General features: G+C 56.4%; 18 protein-coding genes. 16 read left to right on the top strand and 2 right to left on the bottom strand.

Annotated elements, in window-relative coordinates:
• Positions 1-110 precede the first annotated feature (110 nt).
• The 4 genes from uvrB to RT52_RS15785 are packed head-to-tail and all read left to right on the top strand — an operon-like array spanning position 111 to position 6,600.
• A complete protein-coding gene (uvrB, locus tag RT52_RS15770) occupies positions 111-2,081 on the top strand; it encodes an excinuclease ABC subunit UvrB (protein WP_034816013.1) in 1,971 nt (656 codons plus the stop codon).
• On the top strand, positions 2,082-4,955 hold the full coding sequence (gene uvrA, locus RT52_RS15775) for an excinuclease ABC subunit UvrA (protein ID WP_034816017.1): 2,874 nt from the start codon (positions 2,082-2,084) through the stop codon (positions 4,953-4,955).
• A 59-nt stretch (positions 4,956-5,014) separates the two neighbouring features.
• Complete coding sequence (locus tag RT52_RS15780; RefSeq protein ID WP_245175481.1) at positions 5,015-6,190, top strand: DUF4097 family beta strand repeat-containing protein; 1,176 nt, start codon at positions 5,015-5,017, stop codon at positions 6,188-6,190.
• A gap of 50 nt (positions 6,191-6,240) precedes the next feature.
• Complete coding sequence (locus tag RT52_RS15785; protein WP_034806831.1) at positions 6,241-6,600, top strand: hypothetical protein; 360 nt, start codon at positions 6,241-6,243, stop codon at positions 6,598-6,600.
• Positions 6,601-6,827: 227 nt separating this feature from the next.
• Here RT52_RS15785 and RT52_RS15790 read toward each other — a convergent pair whose 3' ends face one another.
• Positions 6,828-7,184, bottom strand: coding sequence for a hypothetical protein (locus RT52_RS15790; RefSeq protein ID WP_034816020.1), 357 nt, complete (start codon positions 7,182-7,184; stop codon positions 6,828-6,830).
• A gap of 149 nt (positions 7,185-7,333) precedes the next feature.
• On the opposite strand from RT52_RS15790, the gene hprK reads away from it, so the two are divergent.
• The 12 genes from hprK (at position 7,334) to RT52_RS15850 (ending at position 17,418) form a co-directional block, all read left to right on the top strand.
• Positions 7,334-8,272: an HPr(Ser) kinase/phosphatase gene (hprK, locus tag RT52_RS15795; RefSeq protein WP_034816022.1), complete on the top strand. Its 939-nt coding sequence runs from the start codon at positions 7,334-7,336 to the stop codon at positions 8,270-8,272.
• Positions 8,269-9,090, top strand: a complete 822-nt coding sequence (gene lgt, locus RT52_RS15800; RefSeq protein WP_034816025.1) for a prolipoprotein diacylglyceryl transferase — start codon at positions 8,269-8,271, stop codon at positions 9,088-9,090. The genes hprK and lgt overlap by 4 nt, the downstream gene beginning before the upstream one ends.
• Complete coding sequence (gene ppaX / locus RT52_RS15805) at positions 9,090-9,740, top strand: pyrophosphatase PpaX (protein ID WP_034816028.1); 651 nt, start codon at positions 9,090-9,092, stop codon at positions 9,738-9,740. The genes lgt and ppaX overlap by 1 nt, the downstream gene beginning before the upstream one ends.
• On the top strand, positions 9,733-10,215 hold the full coding sequence (locus RT52_RS15810) for an acyltransferase (RefSeq protein ID WP_034816030.1): 483 nt from the start codon (positions 9,733-9,735) through the stop codon (positions 10,213-10,215). The genes ppaX and RT52_RS15810 overlap by 8 nt, the downstream gene beginning before the upstream one ends.
• A gap of 296 nt (positions 10,216-10,511) precedes the next feature.
• The gene (locus tag RT52_RS15815) at positions 10,512-11,984 is read left to right on the top strand and encodes a tetratricopeptide repeat protein (protein WP_034816032.1); all 1,473 of its coding nucleotides are present in this window, start codon (positions 10,512-10,514) and stop codon (positions 11,982-11,984) included.
• A gap of 68 nt (positions 11,985-12,052) precedes the next feature.
• Positions 12,053-13,006 carry a thioredoxin-disulfide reductase gene (gene trxB / locus RT52_RS15820; protein WP_034806817.1) on the top strand — a complete coding sequence of 318 codons (954 nt, stop codon included), beginning with the start codon at positions 12,053-12,055 and terminating at the stop codon, positions 13,004-13,006.
• Positions 13,007-13,131: 125 nt separating this feature from the next.
• On the top strand, positions 13,132-14,004 hold the full coding sequence (gene rapZ / locus RT52_RS15825) for an RNase adapter RapZ (RefSeq protein WP_034806816.1): 873 nt from the start codon (positions 13,132-13,134) through the stop codon (positions 14,002-14,004).
• A gap of 1 nt (position 14,005) precedes the next feature.
• The gene (locus tag RT52_RS15830; protein WP_034816034.1) at positions 14,006-15,001 is read left to right on the top strand and encodes a gluconeogenesis factor YvcK family protein; all 996 of its coding nucleotides are present in this window, start codon (positions 14,006-14,008) and stop codon (positions 14,999-15,001) included.
• A gap of 30 nt (positions 15,002-15,031) precedes the next feature.
• Positions 15,032-15,985, top strand: coding sequence for a DNA-binding protein WhiA (gene whiA / locus RT52_RS15835; RefSeq protein WP_034806814.1), 954 nt, complete (start codon positions 15,032-15,034; stop codon positions 15,983-15,985).
• A gap of 86 nt (positions 15,986-16,071) precedes the next feature.
• Positions 16,072-16,308: a hypothetical protein gene (locus RT52_RS15840; protein ID WP_024370426.1), complete on the top strand. Its 237-nt coding sequence runs from the start codon at positions 16,072-16,074 to the stop codon at positions 16,306-16,308.
• Between the two features lie 92 nt (positions 16,309-16,400).
• Entirely contained in the window at positions 16,401-16,916 is a 516-nt protein-coding gene (locus tag RT52_RS15845; protein WP_034806813.1) for a DUF2179 domain-containing protein, read from the top strand.
• A gap of 70 nt (positions 16,917-16,986) precedes the next feature.
• Positions 16,987-17,418: a hypothetical protein gene (locus RT52_RS15850; RefSeq protein WP_034816036.1), complete on the top strand. Its 432-nt coding sequence runs from the start codon at positions 16,987-16,989 to the stop codon at positions 17,416-17,418.
• 36 nt (positions 17,419-17,454) lie between these two features.
• On the opposite strand, the gene clpP is transcribed toward RT52_RS15850, so the two are convergent.
• Positions 17,455-18,030, bottom strand: a complete 576-nt coding sequence (gene clpP / locus RT52_RS15855) for an ATP-dependent Clp endopeptidase proteolytic subunit ClpP (RefSeq protein ID WP_024370422.1) — start codon at positions 18,028-18,030, stop codon at positions 17,455-17,457.
• Between the last annotated feature and the right edge of the window lie 2 nt (positions 18,031-18,032).

The raw sequence follows: 18,032 nt of genomic DNA on the forward strand, positions 1-18,032 counted from the left end.
AGATTCATCCTTTATCATAACGGAATGGGCGACATGTCAGAAGCGAATATTTGTTCGTGTATGTGCTATAATCAAATCAATTATGTAGGAACAGAAAGTGAGGAATCATCATGGAATCGATCCCGTTCGCATTACAATCGGAATATACGCCGGGAGGTGACCAACCGGAAGCGATTCGACAGCTCGTCGAAGGCGTCAACCGTGGCGACCGCTACCAGACGTTGCTCGGGGCGACCGGCACCGGCAAGACGTTCACCGTCTCGAACGTCATCCAAGAAGTGAAGAAGCCGACGCTCGTCTTAGCCCACAACAAGACGCTCGCCGGCCAGCTCTACTCGGAGTTCAAAGAGTTCTTCCCGAACAACGCCGTCGAATACTTCGTCAGTTATTACGACTATTACCAGCCGGAAGCGTACGTTCCGTCGACGGACACGTTCATCGAGAAAGACGCGTCGATTAACGATGAGATCGATAAATTGCGTCACTCGGCCACGTCCGCCTTGTTCGAGCGGGACGACGTCATCATCGTCGCCTCGGTGTCGTGCATCTATGGTCTCGGTAACCCGGAAGAGTACCGCAGTCTCGTCCTCAGTCTCCGTGTCGGAAAAGAGATGGGACGCGATGAGATGCTTCGGAAGTTGATTGACATCCAATATGAACGGAACGATATCGATTTCCAGCGCGGACGGTTCCGTGTCCGCGGCGACGTCGTCGAGATTTTCCCAGCGTCGCGTGACGAGCATTGTATGCGCGTCGAGTTTTTCGGTGACGAGATTGACCGGATTCGCGAGATGGACCCGCTCACGGGCGAGATTATCGCCGACCGTGAGCACGTCGCCATCTTCCCGGCGTCCCACTTCGTCACGCGTGACGAGAAATTGCAAAAAGCAATCGTCAACATCGAAGCCGAGCTCGAAGAACAGCTCGAGAAGTTCCGCGAGGAAGGAAAACTGCTCGAGGCGCAACGGCTCGAACAACGGACGAACTACGACCTCGAGATGATGCGCGAGATGGGTTACTGTTCCGGGATCGAGAACTATTCCCGGCATTTGAACCTGATGCCCGAGGGCGCGACACCGTACACGCTCATCGACTACTTCCCGAAAGACTTTCTGCTCGTCGCCGACGAGTCGCACGTGACGCTCCCGCAAGTGCGCGGGATGTACAACGGCGACCAGGCGCGGAAACAAGTGCTCGTCGACCACGGCTTCCGTTTGCCGTCGGCGAAAGACAACCGTCCGCTCAAGTTCGAGGAGTTCGAGAAGAAGTTGAGCCAGGCGATCTTCATTTCGGCGACGCCGGGTCCGTATGAGCTCGAACATACGCCGCACATGGTCGAACAGATTATCCGTCCGACGGGCCTCATCGACCCGACGATTGAGATTCATCCGATCAAAGGGCAAATTGACTACTTGATGGATCAAATCCGCGAGCGCATCAAACGGGACGAACGTGTCCTCGTGACGACGCTCACAAAAAAGATGGCCGAGGACTTATCTGACTATCTTCGTGAGGCCGGCATCAAGGTCAACTACATGCACTCGGAGATCAAGACGCTCGAACGGATCGAAATCATCCGCGACCTCCGTCTCGGCAAGTATGACGTGCTCGTCGGAATCAACTTGCTCCGGGAAGGGCTCGACATCCCGGAAGTGAGTCTCGTCACGATCCTTGACGCCGATAAGGAAGGGTTCCTCCGTTCGGACCGGTCACTCATCCAGACGATTGGCCGGGCGGCCCGAAACGCGAACGGACATGTCATCTTGTTCGCCGATAAGATGACCGATTCGATGCAACGCGCTATCGATGAGACCGACCGACGGCGGACGATCCAATTGGCTTATAATGAAGAACACGGCATCACCCCGAAGACGATTCGAAAAGAAGTACGCGGTGTCATCCGGGCGACGGTCGATGCCGAGGAGGAAGTGCTCGAGTCGCTCAGCTCGATGAAGCCGGCCGAGCGCGAGGCGGCAATCGCCAAACTAGAAGAAGAAATGAAACAAGCGGCCCGCGACCTCCAGTTCGAGCGGGCGGCCGAATTGCGTGACTTAATCTTGGAGTTGAAGGTAGGGAGTTAAATGGCTGAGAAGAAAAATGCGATCGTCATCAAAGGGGCGCGCGTCAACAACTTGAAAAACATTGATATCGAGATTCCTCGGGACCAACTCGTCGTCTTGACGGGTCTGTCCGGTTCCGGGAAGTCTTCGCTTGCCTTCGATACGATTTACGCGGAAGGGCAGCGCCGCTACGTCGAGAGCTTGTCCGCGTATGCAAGGCAGTTCCTTGGGCAGATGGACAAACCGGACGTCGACACGATCGAGGGTCTCAGTCCGGCCATCTCGATTGACCAGAAGACGACGAGCCGGAACCCGCGCTCGACCGTCGGGACGGTGACGGAGATTTACGACTACTTACGGCTCTTGTTCGCCCGGATCGGGAAACCGGTCTGTCCGAACCACGGCATCGAGATCTCGAGCCAGACGATCTCGCAGATGGTCGACCAAGTGATGGAGCTACCGGAGAAGACGCGCCTGCAAATTCTCGCCCCGATCGTCTCCGGACGAAAAGGGACGCATGTGAAAGTGTTCGACTCGCTCAAGAAAGAAGGGTTCGTCCGTGTCCGCGTCAACGGGGAAACGATCGAACTGACGGACGAGATCGAGCTCGACAAGAACAAGAAACATTCGATTGAAGTCGTCGTCGACCGTCTCGTCGTCCGACCTGACGTCGAAGGACGGCTCGCCGATTCGCTCGAGACGGCGCTCCGCCTCGCGGACGGCCGGGCCATCATCGACAAGATGGACGGGACGGAGCTCCTCTTCAGCGAGCATCATGCCTGTCCGATTTGCGGCTTCTCGATCGGGGAACTCGAACCGCGCATGTTCTCGTTCAACTCACCGTTCGGCGCATGCCCGACGTGTGACGGACTCGGGACGAAACTCGACGTCGACCCGGAACTCGTCATCCCCGACGCGACGAAGACGTTGAAAGAAGGCGCGGTCGCCGCGTGGCAGCCGACGAGTTCGCAATATTACCCACAACTGCTCGCGGCGATGTGCAACCATTTCGAAATCGACATGGACGTCCCGTTCGAGCGGTTGTCGAAACGCGACCAGGACCTCGTTTTGAATGGGACGGACGAAGAGTCGTTCCTGTTCCGCTACGAGAACGATTTCGGCCAAGTCCGGACGAACACGATTTTCTTCGAAGGGGTGCTCCGAAACATCGAGCGCCGCTACAAAGAGACGACGTCCGACTATATCCGCGAACAGATGGAGATGTATATGGCGACGCACGCCTGTCCGACGTGTAGCGGTTACCGGTTGAAAGAAGAGACGCTCGCCGTGAAAATCACGGGCCACCATATCGGGCAAGTGACCGAGCTGTCGGTCGTCAACGCGATCAACTTGTTCGACGCCATCACGAACGAGTTGAGTGAGAAAGACATCGCCATCGCCCGCCTCATCTTGCAAGAGATTTGTGAGCGGCTCAGCTTCTTGAACAACGTCGGACTCGACTATTTGACGCTGTCACGGGCAGCCGGGACGCTCTCAGGCGGCGAGGCGCAACGGATTCGACTCGCCACGCAAATCGGGTCGCGCCTCACAGGCGTCTTGTACGTCTTGGACGAGCCGTCCATCGGGCTACACCAGCGTGACAACGACCGCTTGATCGCGACGCTCAAACAGATGCGCGATATCGGCAACACGCTCATCGTCGTCGAACACGACGAAGACACGATGATGGAAGCCGACTATTTGATCGACATCGGGCCTGGGGCCGGAGAACATGGCGGGGAAGTCATCGCCGCCGGGACGCCGAAGCAGCTCATGAAAAATAAGAAATCGCTCACCGGTCAATACTTAGCGGGCAAAAAGTTCATCCCGCTGCCGACCGAACGAAAAGTACCGGACGAGCGCTTCCTCAAGATTTTGAAGGCGGAAGAGAACAACTTGAAAGGGGTCGATGTGTCGATCCCGCTCGGCATGTTTATCGCCGTCACCGGGGTATCCGGGTCCGGGAAGTCGACGCTCATCAACGAGATTCTGTACAAGTCGCTCGCCCATCACATCAACCGGGCCAAAGCGAAGCCAGGGAAACACAAGAAGATTGAAGGGCTCGACCAGATTGACAAAGTCATCGACATCGACCAGTCCCCGATCGGACGGACACCGCGGTCGAACCCGGCGACGTACACGGGCGTGTTCGATGATATCCGCGACGTGTTCGCCTCGACGAACGAAGCGAAGATGCGCGGCTATAAGAAAGGCCGCTTCAGTTTCAACGTCAAAGGTGGGCGCTGTGAGGCGTGCCGCGGCGACGGGATTATCAAAATCGAGATGCACTTCCTTCCGGACGTGTACGTGCCGTGTGAGGTGTGTCACGGGAAACGCTATAACCGTGAGACGCTCGAAGTGAAGTATAAAGGGAAGACGATCGCCGACGTCCTCGACATGACGATTGAGGAAGGGCTCGACTTCTTTGACAAAATTCCGAAAATTAAGCGCAAGATTCAGACGATCTTTGACGTCGGTCTCGGCTACATGAAGCTCGGCCAGCCGGCGACAGAACTGTCGGGCGGGGAGGCGCAGCGCGTCAAGCTCGCCTCGGAGCTCCATAAACGCTCGACCGGGAAGACGATTTACATCTTGGATGAACCGACGACGGGACTCCATGTCGACGATATCGCCCGGCTGTTGAAAGTCCTGCAGCGCCTCGTCGAGAACGGGGACACGGTGCTCGTCATCGAGCACAACCTCGACGTCATCAAGTCGGCCGACTACTTGATCGACCTCGGTCCGGAAGGCGGTGACGGCGGCGGGACGATCGTCGCGACGGGGACACCAGAAGAGGTCGCCGAAGTGGCGGCATCGTATACCGGAAAGTATTTGAAGCCGGTATTAGTACGGGATGCGGCCCGGGCGAAACCGAAAGCAGGAAAACGGAAGTAAGGTATAGAAATGATGAGAAACGGGAACATGATTGACGTGTATCCAATTCGAAGGGGGAAATGAACGTGAAACAAGAAATGCGTGAACTGATTCTCCAGCAAGTGAAAGACGGCAAGTTGACGATCGAGGAAGGCATGACCCAACTCGAACGGCTCGAACGGTTAGAGCCCGAGCGTGTCCAAGCGCTTGAGGCGCAACAAGAGACAGAGAAGGTCGACGCCTACTCGGTCGAGTCGCTGACGACGAAATTGACGTCGGCGGTCGAAGGGCTCGTCACGAAACTGCGGGACAGCGATTTCTCGTTCAGCTCGAACTTCGGGCCGGAAGTGACGTACTCGAAGTCGTTCCCGTTCACCGGGACTGACATCGCGCTCGACTTGTTCAACGCCTCGGCGACGATCGTCTCGTCGGACAACGACGAATGTGAACTCATCGTCACCGGCCGTCCGCTCCGCCAGCAAGATGCGGACAAGGCGCTCGAACAGCTGCAATCGGCCGTGAAACACTCGGTCATCGGGGACCGTCTCGTCGTCTCGCTCCGTGACAAACTCGTCCGGGCGCACGTCGAGCTATACGTCCCGCATCATCATTTCGACCACCTGCACGTCCAGACGCTCAACGGGGAAGTCCGTGCCGACGGGCTCGATGTCGAGAGTGTGCGCGTCCAGACGGCGAACGGTCGCGTCGTGCTCCATGAGGTCCATGCCTCGGAACTCCTCCTCAACACAGGGAACGGCACGGTCGAGGTCGACGGTGTCGAGACCGAGCTCGTCCACGCCCGGACCGGCAACGGTGCGGTCATCGTGAGCGGGAAGTATGACAAAGCCTCGCTCAAGACCGGCAACGGCAACATCCGGGCCGAACTGGCGACGGCACGTCCGGCCAAGTTCGAACTCGCCTCGCTCGCGGGGAACATCCGTCTCGTCTTGCCGCACGGCGCCGAGGTCGAAGGGGAGCTCGAGACGAACTTCGGAGGACTCCACTGCAACTTGGACGAACTCGAGATCGTCCGCGACCGGAAAGACGTCGCCCAGCGACGCCTCGAATTCATCTCGGGCCGTGGCCAGACGCCGCGCATCGAGGTCGAGGCCGGAACGCGTACCGGAACGATCGACCTCGAGCACGGCTCGCAGCATACGCCGTCGACGTTCCTCGAAGAAGACAAGCATGAACCGGTGGACCCGGTCGACCCGGTCAATCCGGGTGACTTGAACAATCCGTTCCATCAGAAGTGATACACGACCCGGAGGCGATGCCCCGGGTTCTTTTATAGAGGGGGGATGAGATGCGACGATTTGTTTCAGTGTCCGGATGGATGATGATCGCGGTGCTGTTGCTCGTCGGATGTGACGAGGAGCAGCGCGTCGTCAACGGAAATGAGCCGGCTGACGACGAAGCCATCGCCGTCGCTTGGGCGTATGTAACCGCTCGAAACTGGGAAGAACCTGCAATCAATGCGGGAGGAAGTGCTGAGGTACAGCGTGTCACGGTCGATCACGGCTATGAACTGTTAGATGATACGTATTTTGGGAGCGAGGTGCTCGCAGTGTCGTTCGCGTCTGAACCGGACAGTGTCGTTGGTGTCCCGACAATTTTAGTCGAGCCGGAGTCGGACACCGTGGTCGGCTATATGCCGGGTGAATGACAGAATCATCGAAAACCTCGAGTCCAAGTCGGACATCATCAGGATTGCCCTTTCCATTGAGTCGGTTACGTCCTGTTTAGTCCGTAACGGGAAAGACGTACAGCGCCGCCCGAAAGCCCGCCCCTCAGGAAAGCGGCGTGCGGCCAGGGTGGCTAAAGGACGATCAAACAAAGGAGCATCATCCCGAGTGGGACGACGCTCCTTTGTTTGACGTTTGTGCCGTCTGGTCACAGGTTCATCTCATACTCCATCTGTTCCCAGTCCATCATCGGTGCGTCGTATAACGTGAACGAGCCGATAATCAACAAGATGAACAGAATCGGTCCGGCGATAAGCAGAATAATCCCGAGGTTGCGCATCTTTTTCGACCGGTTCCAGTAGAAGATGATGGCGACGATCATCGAGATGAGCGAGCCGGATAAGAAGAAGCCGACGATGTTCAAGATGAATAATAACAGGACCGTTTCGTTTTTCGTCGCAGCGTACTCACGCCACATGTCGACAAGCGACTTGATGAGATAGACGAGTGCCGCAATCGCGACGATGAAGATAAAGATGACGGCAATCAAAAATAGTGAGTTCATGAATTTCACCTCCTCCTAGTGGTCTATACCCTATTTACGATGCCGAGACGAATTTGTTTCATTTTTTCTGACACGCCACGACTCACTTTCGCTGACGCCAATCGTAGAGAGTTATGATACAATAATGAGCGTGAAAGGGGCAGATACTCATGCAAAATATCGTACGTACGGCTCAACTCGTTGAACGCTTCAAGTTGAAAGTCGTTGCAGGTGAAGAAGGACTCCACCGTCCTGTCGTCACACCTGACCTCAGTCGTCCGGGGCTCGTCCTCGCCGGCTACTATACGCACTATGCGAAGAACCGCCTGCAAGTGCTCGGGAAGACGGAGCTCACGTTCTACGCGAGCCTGTCCGAGGAGAGTCGCCGCGAACGCGCGAAGATTCTTTGCACCGAGCTGACACCGGGCATTCTCATCACGCGCGGCTTCGATATCCCAAAAGAGATTCAAGAACAGGCCGAGGCGGCGAACGTGCCGCTCATGCAGACGAACGCGGTGACGACGTCCATCGAGTCACAAATCACGAACTTCCTCGAGATGGAGCTCGCACCGATGACGGCGATGCATGGCGTGCTCGTCGACATTTACGGCGTCGGTGTCTTGATTAAAGGCCAGAGCGGTGTCGGGAAATCCGAGACGGCGCTCGAGCTCGTCAAGCGCGGCCATCGTCTCGTCGCCGATGACTCGGTCGAGATTCGCCAGACGGGCGACCAACTGCTCGTCGGGTCGGCACCGAAACTCATCCGGCACTTGCTCGAGATTCGCGGAATCGGCATCATCGATGTCATGACGCTCTTCGGAGCCGGGGCCGTTCGCTCGCACAAGAAGATAAGTCTCATCGTCAACCTCGAGAACTGGGATGCGGGGAAAGTATATGACCGTGTCGGGCTCGACCATAACACGATGAAGATTATCGACAGCGAAGTACCGCTCCTCACGATCCCGGTCCGTCCGGGACGTAACTTGGCCGTCATCGTCGAAGTCGCGGCGATGAACTATCGCCTGCAAAACATGGGCATCAATACCGCGGAAGAGTTCGCCGAACGTCTCGCGAACGCGATCCACGATAACGAAGGGGAGATGGAATGATGGTGGAGCCGACGTTTGATCGTGTAGCGTTTGAAATCGGGTCGCTCCCGATTTACTGGTACGGGATGATTATCGCCTTCGGGGCGATGCTCGGACTTGTACTCGCCTTGTTCGAAGCGAAACGGATCAACTATGATTCGGAACGACTCGTCGACGTCGTCATCTGGTCGATCCCAATCAGTATCGTCTTCGCCCGTGTGTATTACGTGGTCTTCCAGTGGGACTACTATAGCCAAAACCTCGGGCAAATCATCGACATCCGGCAAGGCGGGATCGCCATCCACGGGGCGATTTTTGGGGCGCTCCTCGTCGTCGTGATTTACAGCATGCGCAAGTCGATGTCGTTCTGGAAAGTGACCGACATCCTCGCGCCGTCGCTCCTGCTCGGACAAGCGGTTGGGCGTTGGGGCAACTTCATGAACCAAGAAGCGCACGGCGATGAGACGACGCGTAGCTTCCTCGAAGGAACGCTCCGTCTCCCGGACTGGATCGTCAACCAGATGTTCATCGACGGCGTGTATTACTTGCCGACGTTCTTGTTCGAGAGCGTTTGGAACATCCTCGGTGTCATTCTGCTCGTCGTCTGGCGCGTGGTCGGCAATCCGCCGCGTGGCTACATCTTCTTGTCGTACTTCGTCTGGTACTCGGTCGGCCGCTTCTATATCGAAGGGCTCCGGACGGACAGCCTCATGGCAGGCGACTTGCGGACGGCTCAAATCGTCTCGATTTTGATGATCGTCTTCGGTATCGTCATGATGGTCGTGCGCCGCAAAGCGAAACGGTATGATGACCCTTCAGAGAAAGGACTGTTTGATTGATGGATACGTTACTGTTTGATTTGGACGGGACGTTGCTCGACACGAACCCGCTCATCCTCGCGAGCTTCCGGCACACGCTCGGCTACTACTTCCCGGACGAGACGTATCGGGATGAAGACTTGTACCCGTTCATCGGCCCGACGCTCGAGAAGTCGTTCCGTGAGCTGAACGAGCCGGAATGGAAAGAGATGCAGGCGTTTTACCGGAGCTTCAACATCGCGATGCACGATGCCCTCGTCGCCGAGTACCCGGGCGTCATCGAAGGACTCTATCGCCTGCACGCGAAGGGCTATAAGATGGGTGTCGTCACGTCGAAAGGACGTCCGGTCGTCGAGCAAGGCTTGCGCCTGTTCAACATCGACCATTTGTTCGACGTCGTCATCACGGCCGACGACGTCGAAAACGAGAAGCCGCACCCTGAACCGGTCGAACGTGCCCTCCGCGCGCTCGAATCCGCGCCGGAACGCGCCGTCATGGTCGGGGACAACGACACGGACATCTTCAGCGGCAAGAACGCCGGGACGAAGACGGTCGCCGTCGGCTGGGCGCTGAAGGGCCGCGCCTTCCTCGAGTCGCTCGAGCCGGATGTCATCATCGAGTCGATGGAGCATTTCGAGGCGTGGCTCGACGAGGTCACGGTCCATGCGTAAGACGGAACGGTTCCGTCTCGCCGGGCCGAACCCGCTCTGGCAGATGTATCGGACGATTCGGTTCGTCCGCGTGTTCAAGAACACGGCCGTCGTCATGGTCGGCCGCTTCTTCCCGTCGGTGAAGGCGAAGCGTTGGTTATATCGAACGTTTCTCGGCATGCGGATCGGGGAGTATAGCGCCCTCGCCCTCATGGTGACGCCGGACGTCATGTTCCCGGAGCGGATCTCGATTGGACGGAACACCGTCATCGGATTCAACACGACGATTCTCTGTCACGAGTACCTCGTCGATGAGTATCGAATCGGCGACGTCTCGATTGGGGACGAGGTGTTGATTGGGGCGAACGTGACCATCCTTCCAGGTGTCACGATCGGCGACCGGGCCGTCGTCGGTGCCGGTGCCGTCGTCCATCGGGACGTCTTGCCGGGCGAGCGCGTCATCGGGGCGAAGCTCCAAACGGTCGACACGAAATAGACACAATTTAGCACGAAATCAATTTCTTACGGTGACGAACGTCACGACTTGAAAATACTTGAGCGGTATCACTTTTTCACGAAGCGATACCGTTTTTTTGTGTCTTCAAGCGACTCGGGGCGGCTAACAAGTTTTTGCCGAAAAGCAATTATGAGACCCTATAAAATATATTCATTATAGAAGGAATATAGTCCCGATTTTTTTTAAATTTTACAGTTGCCCTCGCCGTTTGAGTGCGGTATTCTTAACCCTGCAACTAAAAAACGATTTAGCATTTGATGTGGGGGATTTAGAATATGGAAGCGAACTATGAAGCTCTAATGACGCTACCCGAACCAGAATCTCCGCTCGCTGCGGAGCTCCACTACTATAGAGGTCGTCGCGCGTTACGAGAAGGTCGCCTAGATGAAGCGACTTTTTTCATGGCTGAAGCTACGGCTGCCGCCACGCATCGTGTCGATTACCATAAACAGTACGCTGAACTGTTATTTGAAGTAGGAGAGGTCTACCACGCCAACGACGTGTGGAAACGGGTGCTACAACTCGATGATACGGCGACAGAGGCCCTTTACCACCTCGCGAGCAACTGTGCCTACATCTCACAATATGAAGAAGCGGCCACGTACGCGAGCCGCTACCTCGAACAAGAGGCGAACGGTCCTTACGCGGAATCGGTCCAGTCGCTCCTCGAACTGATTGAGCTCGAGCAAGAGCTTGAAGACGAAGAGGAAGACGAGTTGATCACGTGGCATACGGAGGCACAGCGTCAAATCGACAAAGGCCGCTTGTTTGCCGCTAAGTCGACGCTCGAGCGGTTGATTGACCGCTATCCGACGTTCTGGCCGGGCTATAACAATTTGGCGGTCGTCCATTTCTATCTTGGGAACGACGAGACGGCGTTCGAGACGCTCGGGTACGTGCTCGATGAGAATCCGGGCAACTTGCATGCGATTTTGAACACGATCTTGTTGCTCCATGAAGCCGGACAGTCCGAGGCGGCGCTCCAACTATCAGCCCCGCTGACGCGCGTCCGTCCGCTTCAATTCGAAGTGCGCTATAAACTCGCGACGACGCTCGCGCTCGTCGGGCATTACGATCACGCCTACGAAGAACTCCGGCTCTTGAAAGAGCGGGGCTTCCGTGGGGATTCACTGTTTGGGCATTGGCTCAGCGTCTCCGCCTACAAGACCGGACGTCTTGAAGAGGCGGCGACCTATTTGAACGGTGAGCAAGCGAAGCAAATCGAGGACAAACAGTCGTTCGATATTCGCGACAACCTCGAGTTCCGCTCGGCGCTCGTCCAAGGCTTGCGTCAAGAAGACGATTTGGCGCGGATCGAGATTATCCGCATCATCGCCAAACTTGAAGACGACGAGGCGTTTGAGGCGCTCGCGCTGACGAGCACGGTCACCGATGACGAGACGGTCATCGCTTTCGCGAAGAAGTGCCAAGCCGTCATCTGTGCCGTCCCGTTTAAAGGTGACGCACGTATCGAGCGTGCATACGAAGCGCTCGTCTTGGCTGAACGGCACGTCTCGGAAGCCGAGCAGATGAGCCTCGAAGGCGACTTCTACGAACGATTCGCGCGCCTGTTGCTCGGACAGCACACGTTTGACGACGTCACGGCATCGGCCGCTGCGCTCGTCTGGATGTTTTATGCGAAACGGGACGCGCTCGTCCTCGCGGACTGTGCCGACGTGTTCGGGGTCGACGTCTCGACGCTCACGGACACGATCCGTTCGTTCAAAGCGACACTCGAACGAGCATAAAGATAGACGATACCTCCCGAGGTTTCATATACTGAAGGCAATCAATTTCATGCAGAGGTGGTATCTTTATGACAGAAGAAAAAATCTATGACGTCATCATCATCGGGGCCGGCCCGGCCGGAATGACGGCGGCGCTCTACGCATCGCGCGCCAATTTGTCGACGCTCATGATCGAGCGCGGCATCCCAGGTGGCCAGATGGCAAACACAGAAGATATCGAGAACTATCCAGGGTACGACAGCATCCTCGGTCCGGACTTGTCACAAAAGATGTTCGACCACTCGAAAGCGTTCGGCGCGGAATACGCGTACGGTGACGTACAGCGCATCTCGGACGAAAACGAATACAAAATCGTCCACGCCCATAACCGTGACTATAAAGCACGCGCGATCATTCTCGCTTCAGGCGCGCAATATAAAAAGATTGGCGTCCCGGGCGAAGAAGAGCTCGGCGGTCGCGGCGTCTCGTACTGCGCGGTCTGTGACGGCGCGTTCTTCAAAGGCAAGAACTTGTTCGTCATCGGTGGCGGCGACTCTGCCGTCGAAGAAGGCGTGTTCTTGACTCGTTTCGCCGACAAGGTGACGATCGTTCACCGTCGCGACGAGTTGCGCGCCCAGAAGATTCTTCAGAAGCGGGCGTTCGACAACCCGAAAATCGACTTCATCTGGAACCACACGCTCCAAGAGATTAAAGAAGTCGACGGCAAAGTCGGCGGCGCACGTCTCGTCAGCACGATTGACGGCACGGAGACGGACTATGACATCGACGGCGTCTTCATCTATATCGGAATGAACCCGATCACCGGGTTCGTCCAAGATCTCGGCATCTTGAACGAACAAGGCTATATCGTCACGAACGAGGCGATGGAGACGAAGATTCCTGGAATCTTCGCTGCCGGCGACGTTCGCGACAAGACGCTCCGCCAAGTCGTCACCGCGACGAACGACGGATCGATTGCCGCGCAAAACGCGCAACACTATATCGAGGGTCTCCTCGAGGCGTTGCACGAACAAAACGCGTGATTCAACGGAGAAGGCATTGCGGGCGACCGCAATCCCTTCTCTTTTTTTCGAGCGTTCGCTATACTAAAGAGTGAAGAGCGCTACACACACGGCTCGGTTGTCAAAATTAAGGGGGCGTCATGGAGATGGAAGACTTTAAAGGATTAGAAGAATTGATCATCATCAGCGGGATGAGCGGGGCCGGGAAATCGGTCGCGATGAATAGTTTCGAGGACCTCGGCTATTTTTGCGTCGATAACTTGCCGCCGGTCTTGTTGCCGCAACTGATCGATGTCATCAGCTCGGTCCGTCCGAAAATCGCCGTCGCCATCGACACGCGGACGCGCGACTTCATCGATAGCCTGTTCATCGTCATCGATGACTTAGAAAAGAAGAACGTCCATCCGCACTTACTTTATCTTGAGACACGGGACGACGTGCTCGTCCGCCGCTATAAAGAGACGCGCCGGTCACATCCGCTCGCACCGGAAGACGCGCCGCTCGTCGGCATCAAGATGGAACGCGAGCTGCTCGAAGGGTTCCGCGACCGGGCGCATACGCTCTATGACACGAGCGATTTGAAGCCACAGATGCTCAAGGACCGGATCTTGCTCCAGTTCAACGAGGAGCGCATCCCGTTCACGGTCAACTTCATGTCGTTCGGGTTCAAGCACGGTGTGCCGCTCGACATCGACCTGTTGTTCGACGTCCGCTTCATCACGAACCCGTTCTACATCCCGGAGCTCCGTCCGCTCACGGGCCAGACGAGCGAGGTGCAAGACTACGTCATGTCGCACCCCGAGGCGCGGGCGTTCTATAAGAAGCTGATTGACATGCTCGAATTCCTGTTGCCGCAGTACAAGCGGGAAGGAAAGACGCAAGTCGTCGTCGCGTTCGGCTGTACGGGCGGGAAGCACCGCTCGATCACGTTCGCTGAAAAAGTATCGGAACATTTCGCGGAGCGCTATAACGTCAAGACCGTCCATCGCGACTTGGCGCACGCGACGAAGGAGAAATGAGATGAGACGCGATCGGAAAGTTGTCGCCATCGGCGGCGGTACCGGACTATCGACGCTCGTCCGCGGGTTGAAGCATTATCCGCTCGACATCACGGCCATCGTCACGGTCGGGGATGACGGGGGCAGCTCAGGACGGCTCCGCGACGAGTTCCATATGTTGCCTCCGGGCGACATTCGAAACGTCATTCTCGCCTTGTCGGAAGTCGAGCCGCTCATGGACAAGATTTTACAGTATCGGTTTGACAGCGGGTATGGCCTTGAAGGGCACTCGCTTGGAAACCTGATGCTGACAGCGGCGACGCATATTTGTGAAGGCTCGTTCGTCAAGGCGGTCGACGTCTTGTCGCAACTGTTGAACGCACAAGGTCGCGTGCTCCCGGTCACGGAGACGCTCATGACGCTCGCGGCCGAGTTCGAGGACGGGACGATCGTCAAAGGCGAGTCGAAGATCCCGCTCGTCGAGAAACCGATCAAGCGGCTGTTCTTGCTCGAGGACGGCATCAAGCCGGCACCAGGGGTCGTCGAGGCGATCCATGAGGCGGACGTCATCGTGCTCGGGCCGGGCAGTCTCTATACGAGCATCATCCCGAACTTGTTGATTCAAGAAGTGCGCGACGCCATCGTCGAGGCAGGCGTCCCGGTCGTCTACATTTGTAACGTCATGACGCAACCGGGCGAGACGAAAGGGTATGACGCGATGAAGCACTTAAAGGCAATCGAGGTGTATCTCGGCAAATCGTCGATTGATACGATCGTCGTCAATAACGAGCCGATTGAAGAGACGTACCTCGAGCGTTATCTCGAGGACGGCTCCGAGGAGGTCCGCTTCGACCGCAAGAAGCTCCGGAACTACGGGACGAACGTGCTCGCCGGGGACATCGTCGACTATAACCGTGACTACATCCGTCACGACTCGGACGCGATTGCCGGGCTCGTCATGCAGCGCGTCCTCCGTATCAAGAAACCACGCTCGTTCCAAGAGCTTGAACTGAAATAGAACGATTGATCAAGAAAGGAGGGGAATGAGATGAGCTTTGCTTCAGACGTCAAAAAAGAATTGACCCAACTGACCGTCACCGATGCCGAGGCGAAAGCGGAACTGTCCGCCCTCGTCCGGATGAACGGTGTCATCTCGCTCGCCCTCGGGCGCGGGATGACGCTCGACGTCTCGACGGAGAACGCGGCCATCGCCCGACGGATTTATTCCCTGATGAAACGACTGTACGACCACCACCTCGATTTGTTCGTCCGTAAGAAAATGCGGCTGAAGAAGAACAACGTCTACATCGTCCGCGTCTCCCAGCACGCCGAGACGATGTTGAAGGACCTCGAGATTCTCGGTGAGCATTACGAGATGATTCGGACACTCAACTCGGACATGACACGTGACGAGAATTTGGCCCGTGCCTACTTGCGCGGCGCCTTCCTCGCCGGTGGCTCAATCAACCATCCGAAGACGTCGTCGTATCACCTCGAGGTATACAGCTTGTACGAGAACCATAACCAGGCGCTCCGAGACCTCGCCAACCGGTTCGGCTTGAACGCGAAGACGCTCGAGCGGAAAAAAGGGCATATCCTCTACATCAAGGAGAGCGAGAAAATCTCTGACTTCTTGAAGCTCGTCGGGGCGACGCGCGGGATGCTCGATTTCGAGGACGCCCGTATCATCAAGGACATGCGCAACTCGGTCAACCGGCTCGTCAACTGTGAGACGGCCAACTTGAACAAGACGGTCGGGGCGGCGCTCCGCCAAGTCGAGAACATTAAGTATCTCGAGCGGACGGTCGGCCTCGAGGTGTTGCCGACGAAGCTCCGCGAGATCGCCGAACTTCGGGTCACGCATCAGGACGTCTCGCTCCAAGAGCTTGGCGAGATGCTCGAGACAGGACCAATCTCGAAGTCCGGCATCAACCACCGACTCCGGAAGATTGACCAGATTGCCGAGAAAGTCCGAAAGGGCGAAGAAATCGGCTCCTCGTGAGACCGGTTGCGCCAAAACCATTCTTCCTATATAATTAGCAATTGTGTATAGGATTTTGAAAAGCGAACTAAAGGAGCTTTATGATTATGGCGAATGATAAGAAACGACTTTCGCTCACGATTGACGCAGAACTTGACCGCGTCATCACCGAGCGTGCAAAAGAAATCGGGATTCCAAAAAGTGCACTCGTGACGTTTGCGACGAGCCTTTTCCTCAACCAACTCCGGGCGGAAGAGATGCTCTCAGGCAACACGAACGCAATCTATCAAGTCATCCGTAAGGACTATGAGTTGCTCACAAGTGTCCGCAACTTAGATAACTAAGCGAAAGGCTGACTGCGGTCAGCCTTTTTTGGTTGCATCCGCCTGTGAAATTTGGAATAGTGGAGATATTGAATCGATAGGAGGTCGATGGAATGGGTCAAATCTTGCTCATCTTGTTGTTACAACTACTATACGTCCCGGTGCTCACGCTCCGGACGATTATGCTCGTTAAAGGGAAGACGGTCATCGCCGGATTGTTCGGGACGCTCGAGACGCTCATCTACATCTTTGCGCTCGGCATCGTGTTCCAAGACTTGACGACGCTCGGCATGGTCGTCTACGCCGTCGGATTCGGACTCGGGATCCTCGTCGGCGGATTCGTCGAGCGGAAGCTTGCGATTGGCTACAACATGATTCAAGTGCACACGCAAGAGTTCCCGGCCGAACTCATCCAAAAGATGCGCGACAGCGGCTACGGGGTGACCCATTATCAAGGGCAAGGCCGTGACGGCGTCCGCTATCGCCTCGACGTCTTGGCGGCCCGGACGCGCATGAAAGAGTTGCGTCAGCTCGTCGAGCATTACGAGCCGAAAGCGTTCCTCGTCGCGTTCGACCCGATTGACTTCAAAGGCGGCTATATGATGAAAGGGCTCCGTCGCCCGAAATGACGGACGAGACTCACGGAAAGTGGGTCTTTTTTTGTGGGAACGGGAATAGGGGGTCAAAGGAGTGGGACGAATGAGACGAAAAACGATGTGGTTTTGGGTGATCGTGTTGATCCTTGTCGGAGGCATTGTGTACGGGCTGTCGTTTTGGCAGACGTCTTCCGGCGTCAAACCGCCGCTTCCAACCGTGAAGGTCGGATCGGTGACGGCCGAAGTGAAGCAGTCGACGTATTGTTGGGCGAATGGGGACGAGGCCGTCTGTGAAGATCACGCCTTGCCTGAGCCGGACGACTTGCAAATTGTGACGGTCGAACCCGGTGCAACGATTGACGTCTCGTTCCATGAAGCGCCGGACAATGAGACGTTCCATCAAATCGTGGACGGGGAACTCATCCCGGCCGAGCGAATCGTCCCATCGGAGCCAGGCGTGTATCTGTTCGAGACCGGCGGGGACTGGGCGAATGGGGATAGTCGCTACGTGTTCGGGGTCGAGGTGACGGAATAAAGAAAATCCCTTCTCAGACGAGAAGGGATTGATGTGTTAACGCGTCATGACCTTGTCGATGAGACCGTAGTCTTTCGCTTGGTCAGCAGACATGAAGTAGTCGCGCTCTGTGTCGCGCTCGATGACTTCAAGCGGCTGGCCCGTGTTGTCGGCCATGATTTGGTTCAACTTCTCACGCATCTTGATGATCCGCTCGGCGTGGATTTTAATGTCCGACGCTTGACCTTGCGTGCCGCCGAGTGGTTGGTGAATCATGATCTCCGCGTTCGGCAATGCGAAGCGTTTCCCTTTTTCACCGGCTTGGAGCAAGAAGGCACCCATCGATGCGGCCATTCCGATACAAATCGTCGACACGTTCGGCTTGATGAAGTTCATCGTGTCATAAATCGCCATTCCGGAAGTGATCGAACCACCCGGGCTGTTGATGTAAAGCGAGATGTCCTTATCTGGGTCCTCGGCTGCAAGGAAGAGGAGCTGCGCGACGATCGAGTTGGCGACGTTGTCGTCAATCGCACTTCCGAGCAAGATGATCCGGTCTTTGAGCAAGCGTGAGTAAATGTCATATGCGCGTTCCCCACGACCTGTTTGTTCGATAACTGTTGGAATTAACATTG

The organism is Exiguobacterium alkaliphilum 12/1 (assembly GCF_000714435.1).
Taxonomy (GTDB): Bacteria; Bacillota; Bacilli; order Exiguobacteriales; family Exiguobacteriaceae; genus Exiguobacterium; species Exiguobacterium alkaliphilum.

Bases quoted from the DNA above. Each gene is read 5' to 3' on its own strand.
- uvrB (WP_034816013.1), top strand. From the start codon at position 111: ATGGAATCGATCCCGTTCGCATTACAATCGGAATATACGCCGGGAGGT.
- uvrA (WP_034816017.1), top strand. From the start codon at position 2,082: ATGGCTGAGAAGAAAAATGCGATCGTCATCAAAGGGGCGCGCGTCAAC.
- RT52_RS15780 (WP_245175481.1), top strand. From the start codon at position 5,015: ATGAACGTGAAACAAGAAATGCGTGAACTGATTCTCCAGCAAGTGAAA.
- RT52_RS15785 (WP_034806831.1), top strand. From the start codon at position 6,241: ATGCGACGATTTGTTTCAGTGTCCGGATGGATGATGATCGCGGTGCTG.
- RT52_RS15790 (WP_034816020.1), bottom strand. From the start codon at position 7,184: ATGAACTCACTATTTTTGATTGCCGTCATCTTTATCTTCATCGTCGCG.
- hprK (WP_034816022.1), top strand. From the start codon at position 7,334: ATGCAAAATATCGTACGTACGGCTCAACTCGTTGAACGCTTCAAGTTG.
- lgt (WP_034816025.1), top strand. From the start codon at position 8,269: ATGATGGTGGAGCCGACGTTTGATCGTGTAGCGTTTGAAATCGGGTCG.
- ppaX (WP_034816028.1), top strand. From the start codon at position 9,090: ATGGATACGTTACTGTTTGATTTGGACGGGACGTTGCTCGACACGAAC.
- RT52_RS15810 (WP_034816030.1), top strand. From the start codon at position 9,733: ATGCGTAAGACGGAACGGTTCCGTCTCGCCGGGCCGAACCCGCTCTGG.
- RT52_RS15815 (WP_034816032.1), top strand. From the start codon at position 10,512: ATGGAAGCGAACTATGAAGCTCTAATGACGCTACCCGAACCAGAATCT.
- trxB (WP_034806817.1), top strand. From the start codon at position 12,053: ATGACAGAAGAAAAAATCTATGACGTCATCATCATCGGGGCCGGCCCG.
- rapZ (WP_034806816.1), top strand. From the start codon at position 13,132: ATGGAAGACTTTAAAGGATTAGAAGAATTGATCATCATCAGCGGGATG.
- RT52_RS15830 (WP_034816034.1), top strand. From the start codon at position 14,006: ATGAGACGCGATCGGAAAGTTGTCGCCATCGGCGGCGGTACCGGACTA.
- whiA (WP_034806814.1), top strand. From the start codon at position 15,032: ATGAGCTTTGCTTCAGACGTCAAAAAAGAATTGACCCAACTGACCGTC.
- RT52_RS15840 (WP_024370426.1), top strand. From the start codon at position 16,072: ATGGCGAATGATAAGAAACGACTTTCGCTCACGATTGACGCAGAACTT.
- RT52_RS15845 (WP_034806813.1), top strand. From the start codon at position 16,401: ATGGGTCAAATCTTGCTCATCTTGTTGTTACAACTACTATACGTCCCG.
- RT52_RS15850 (WP_034816036.1), top strand. From the start codon at position 16,987: ATGAGACGAAAAACGATGTGGTTTTGGGTGATCGTGTTGATCCTTGTC.
- clpP (WP_024370422.1), bottom strand. From the start codon at position 18,030: ATGTTAATTCCAACAGTTATCGAACAAACAGGTCGTGGGGAACGCGCA.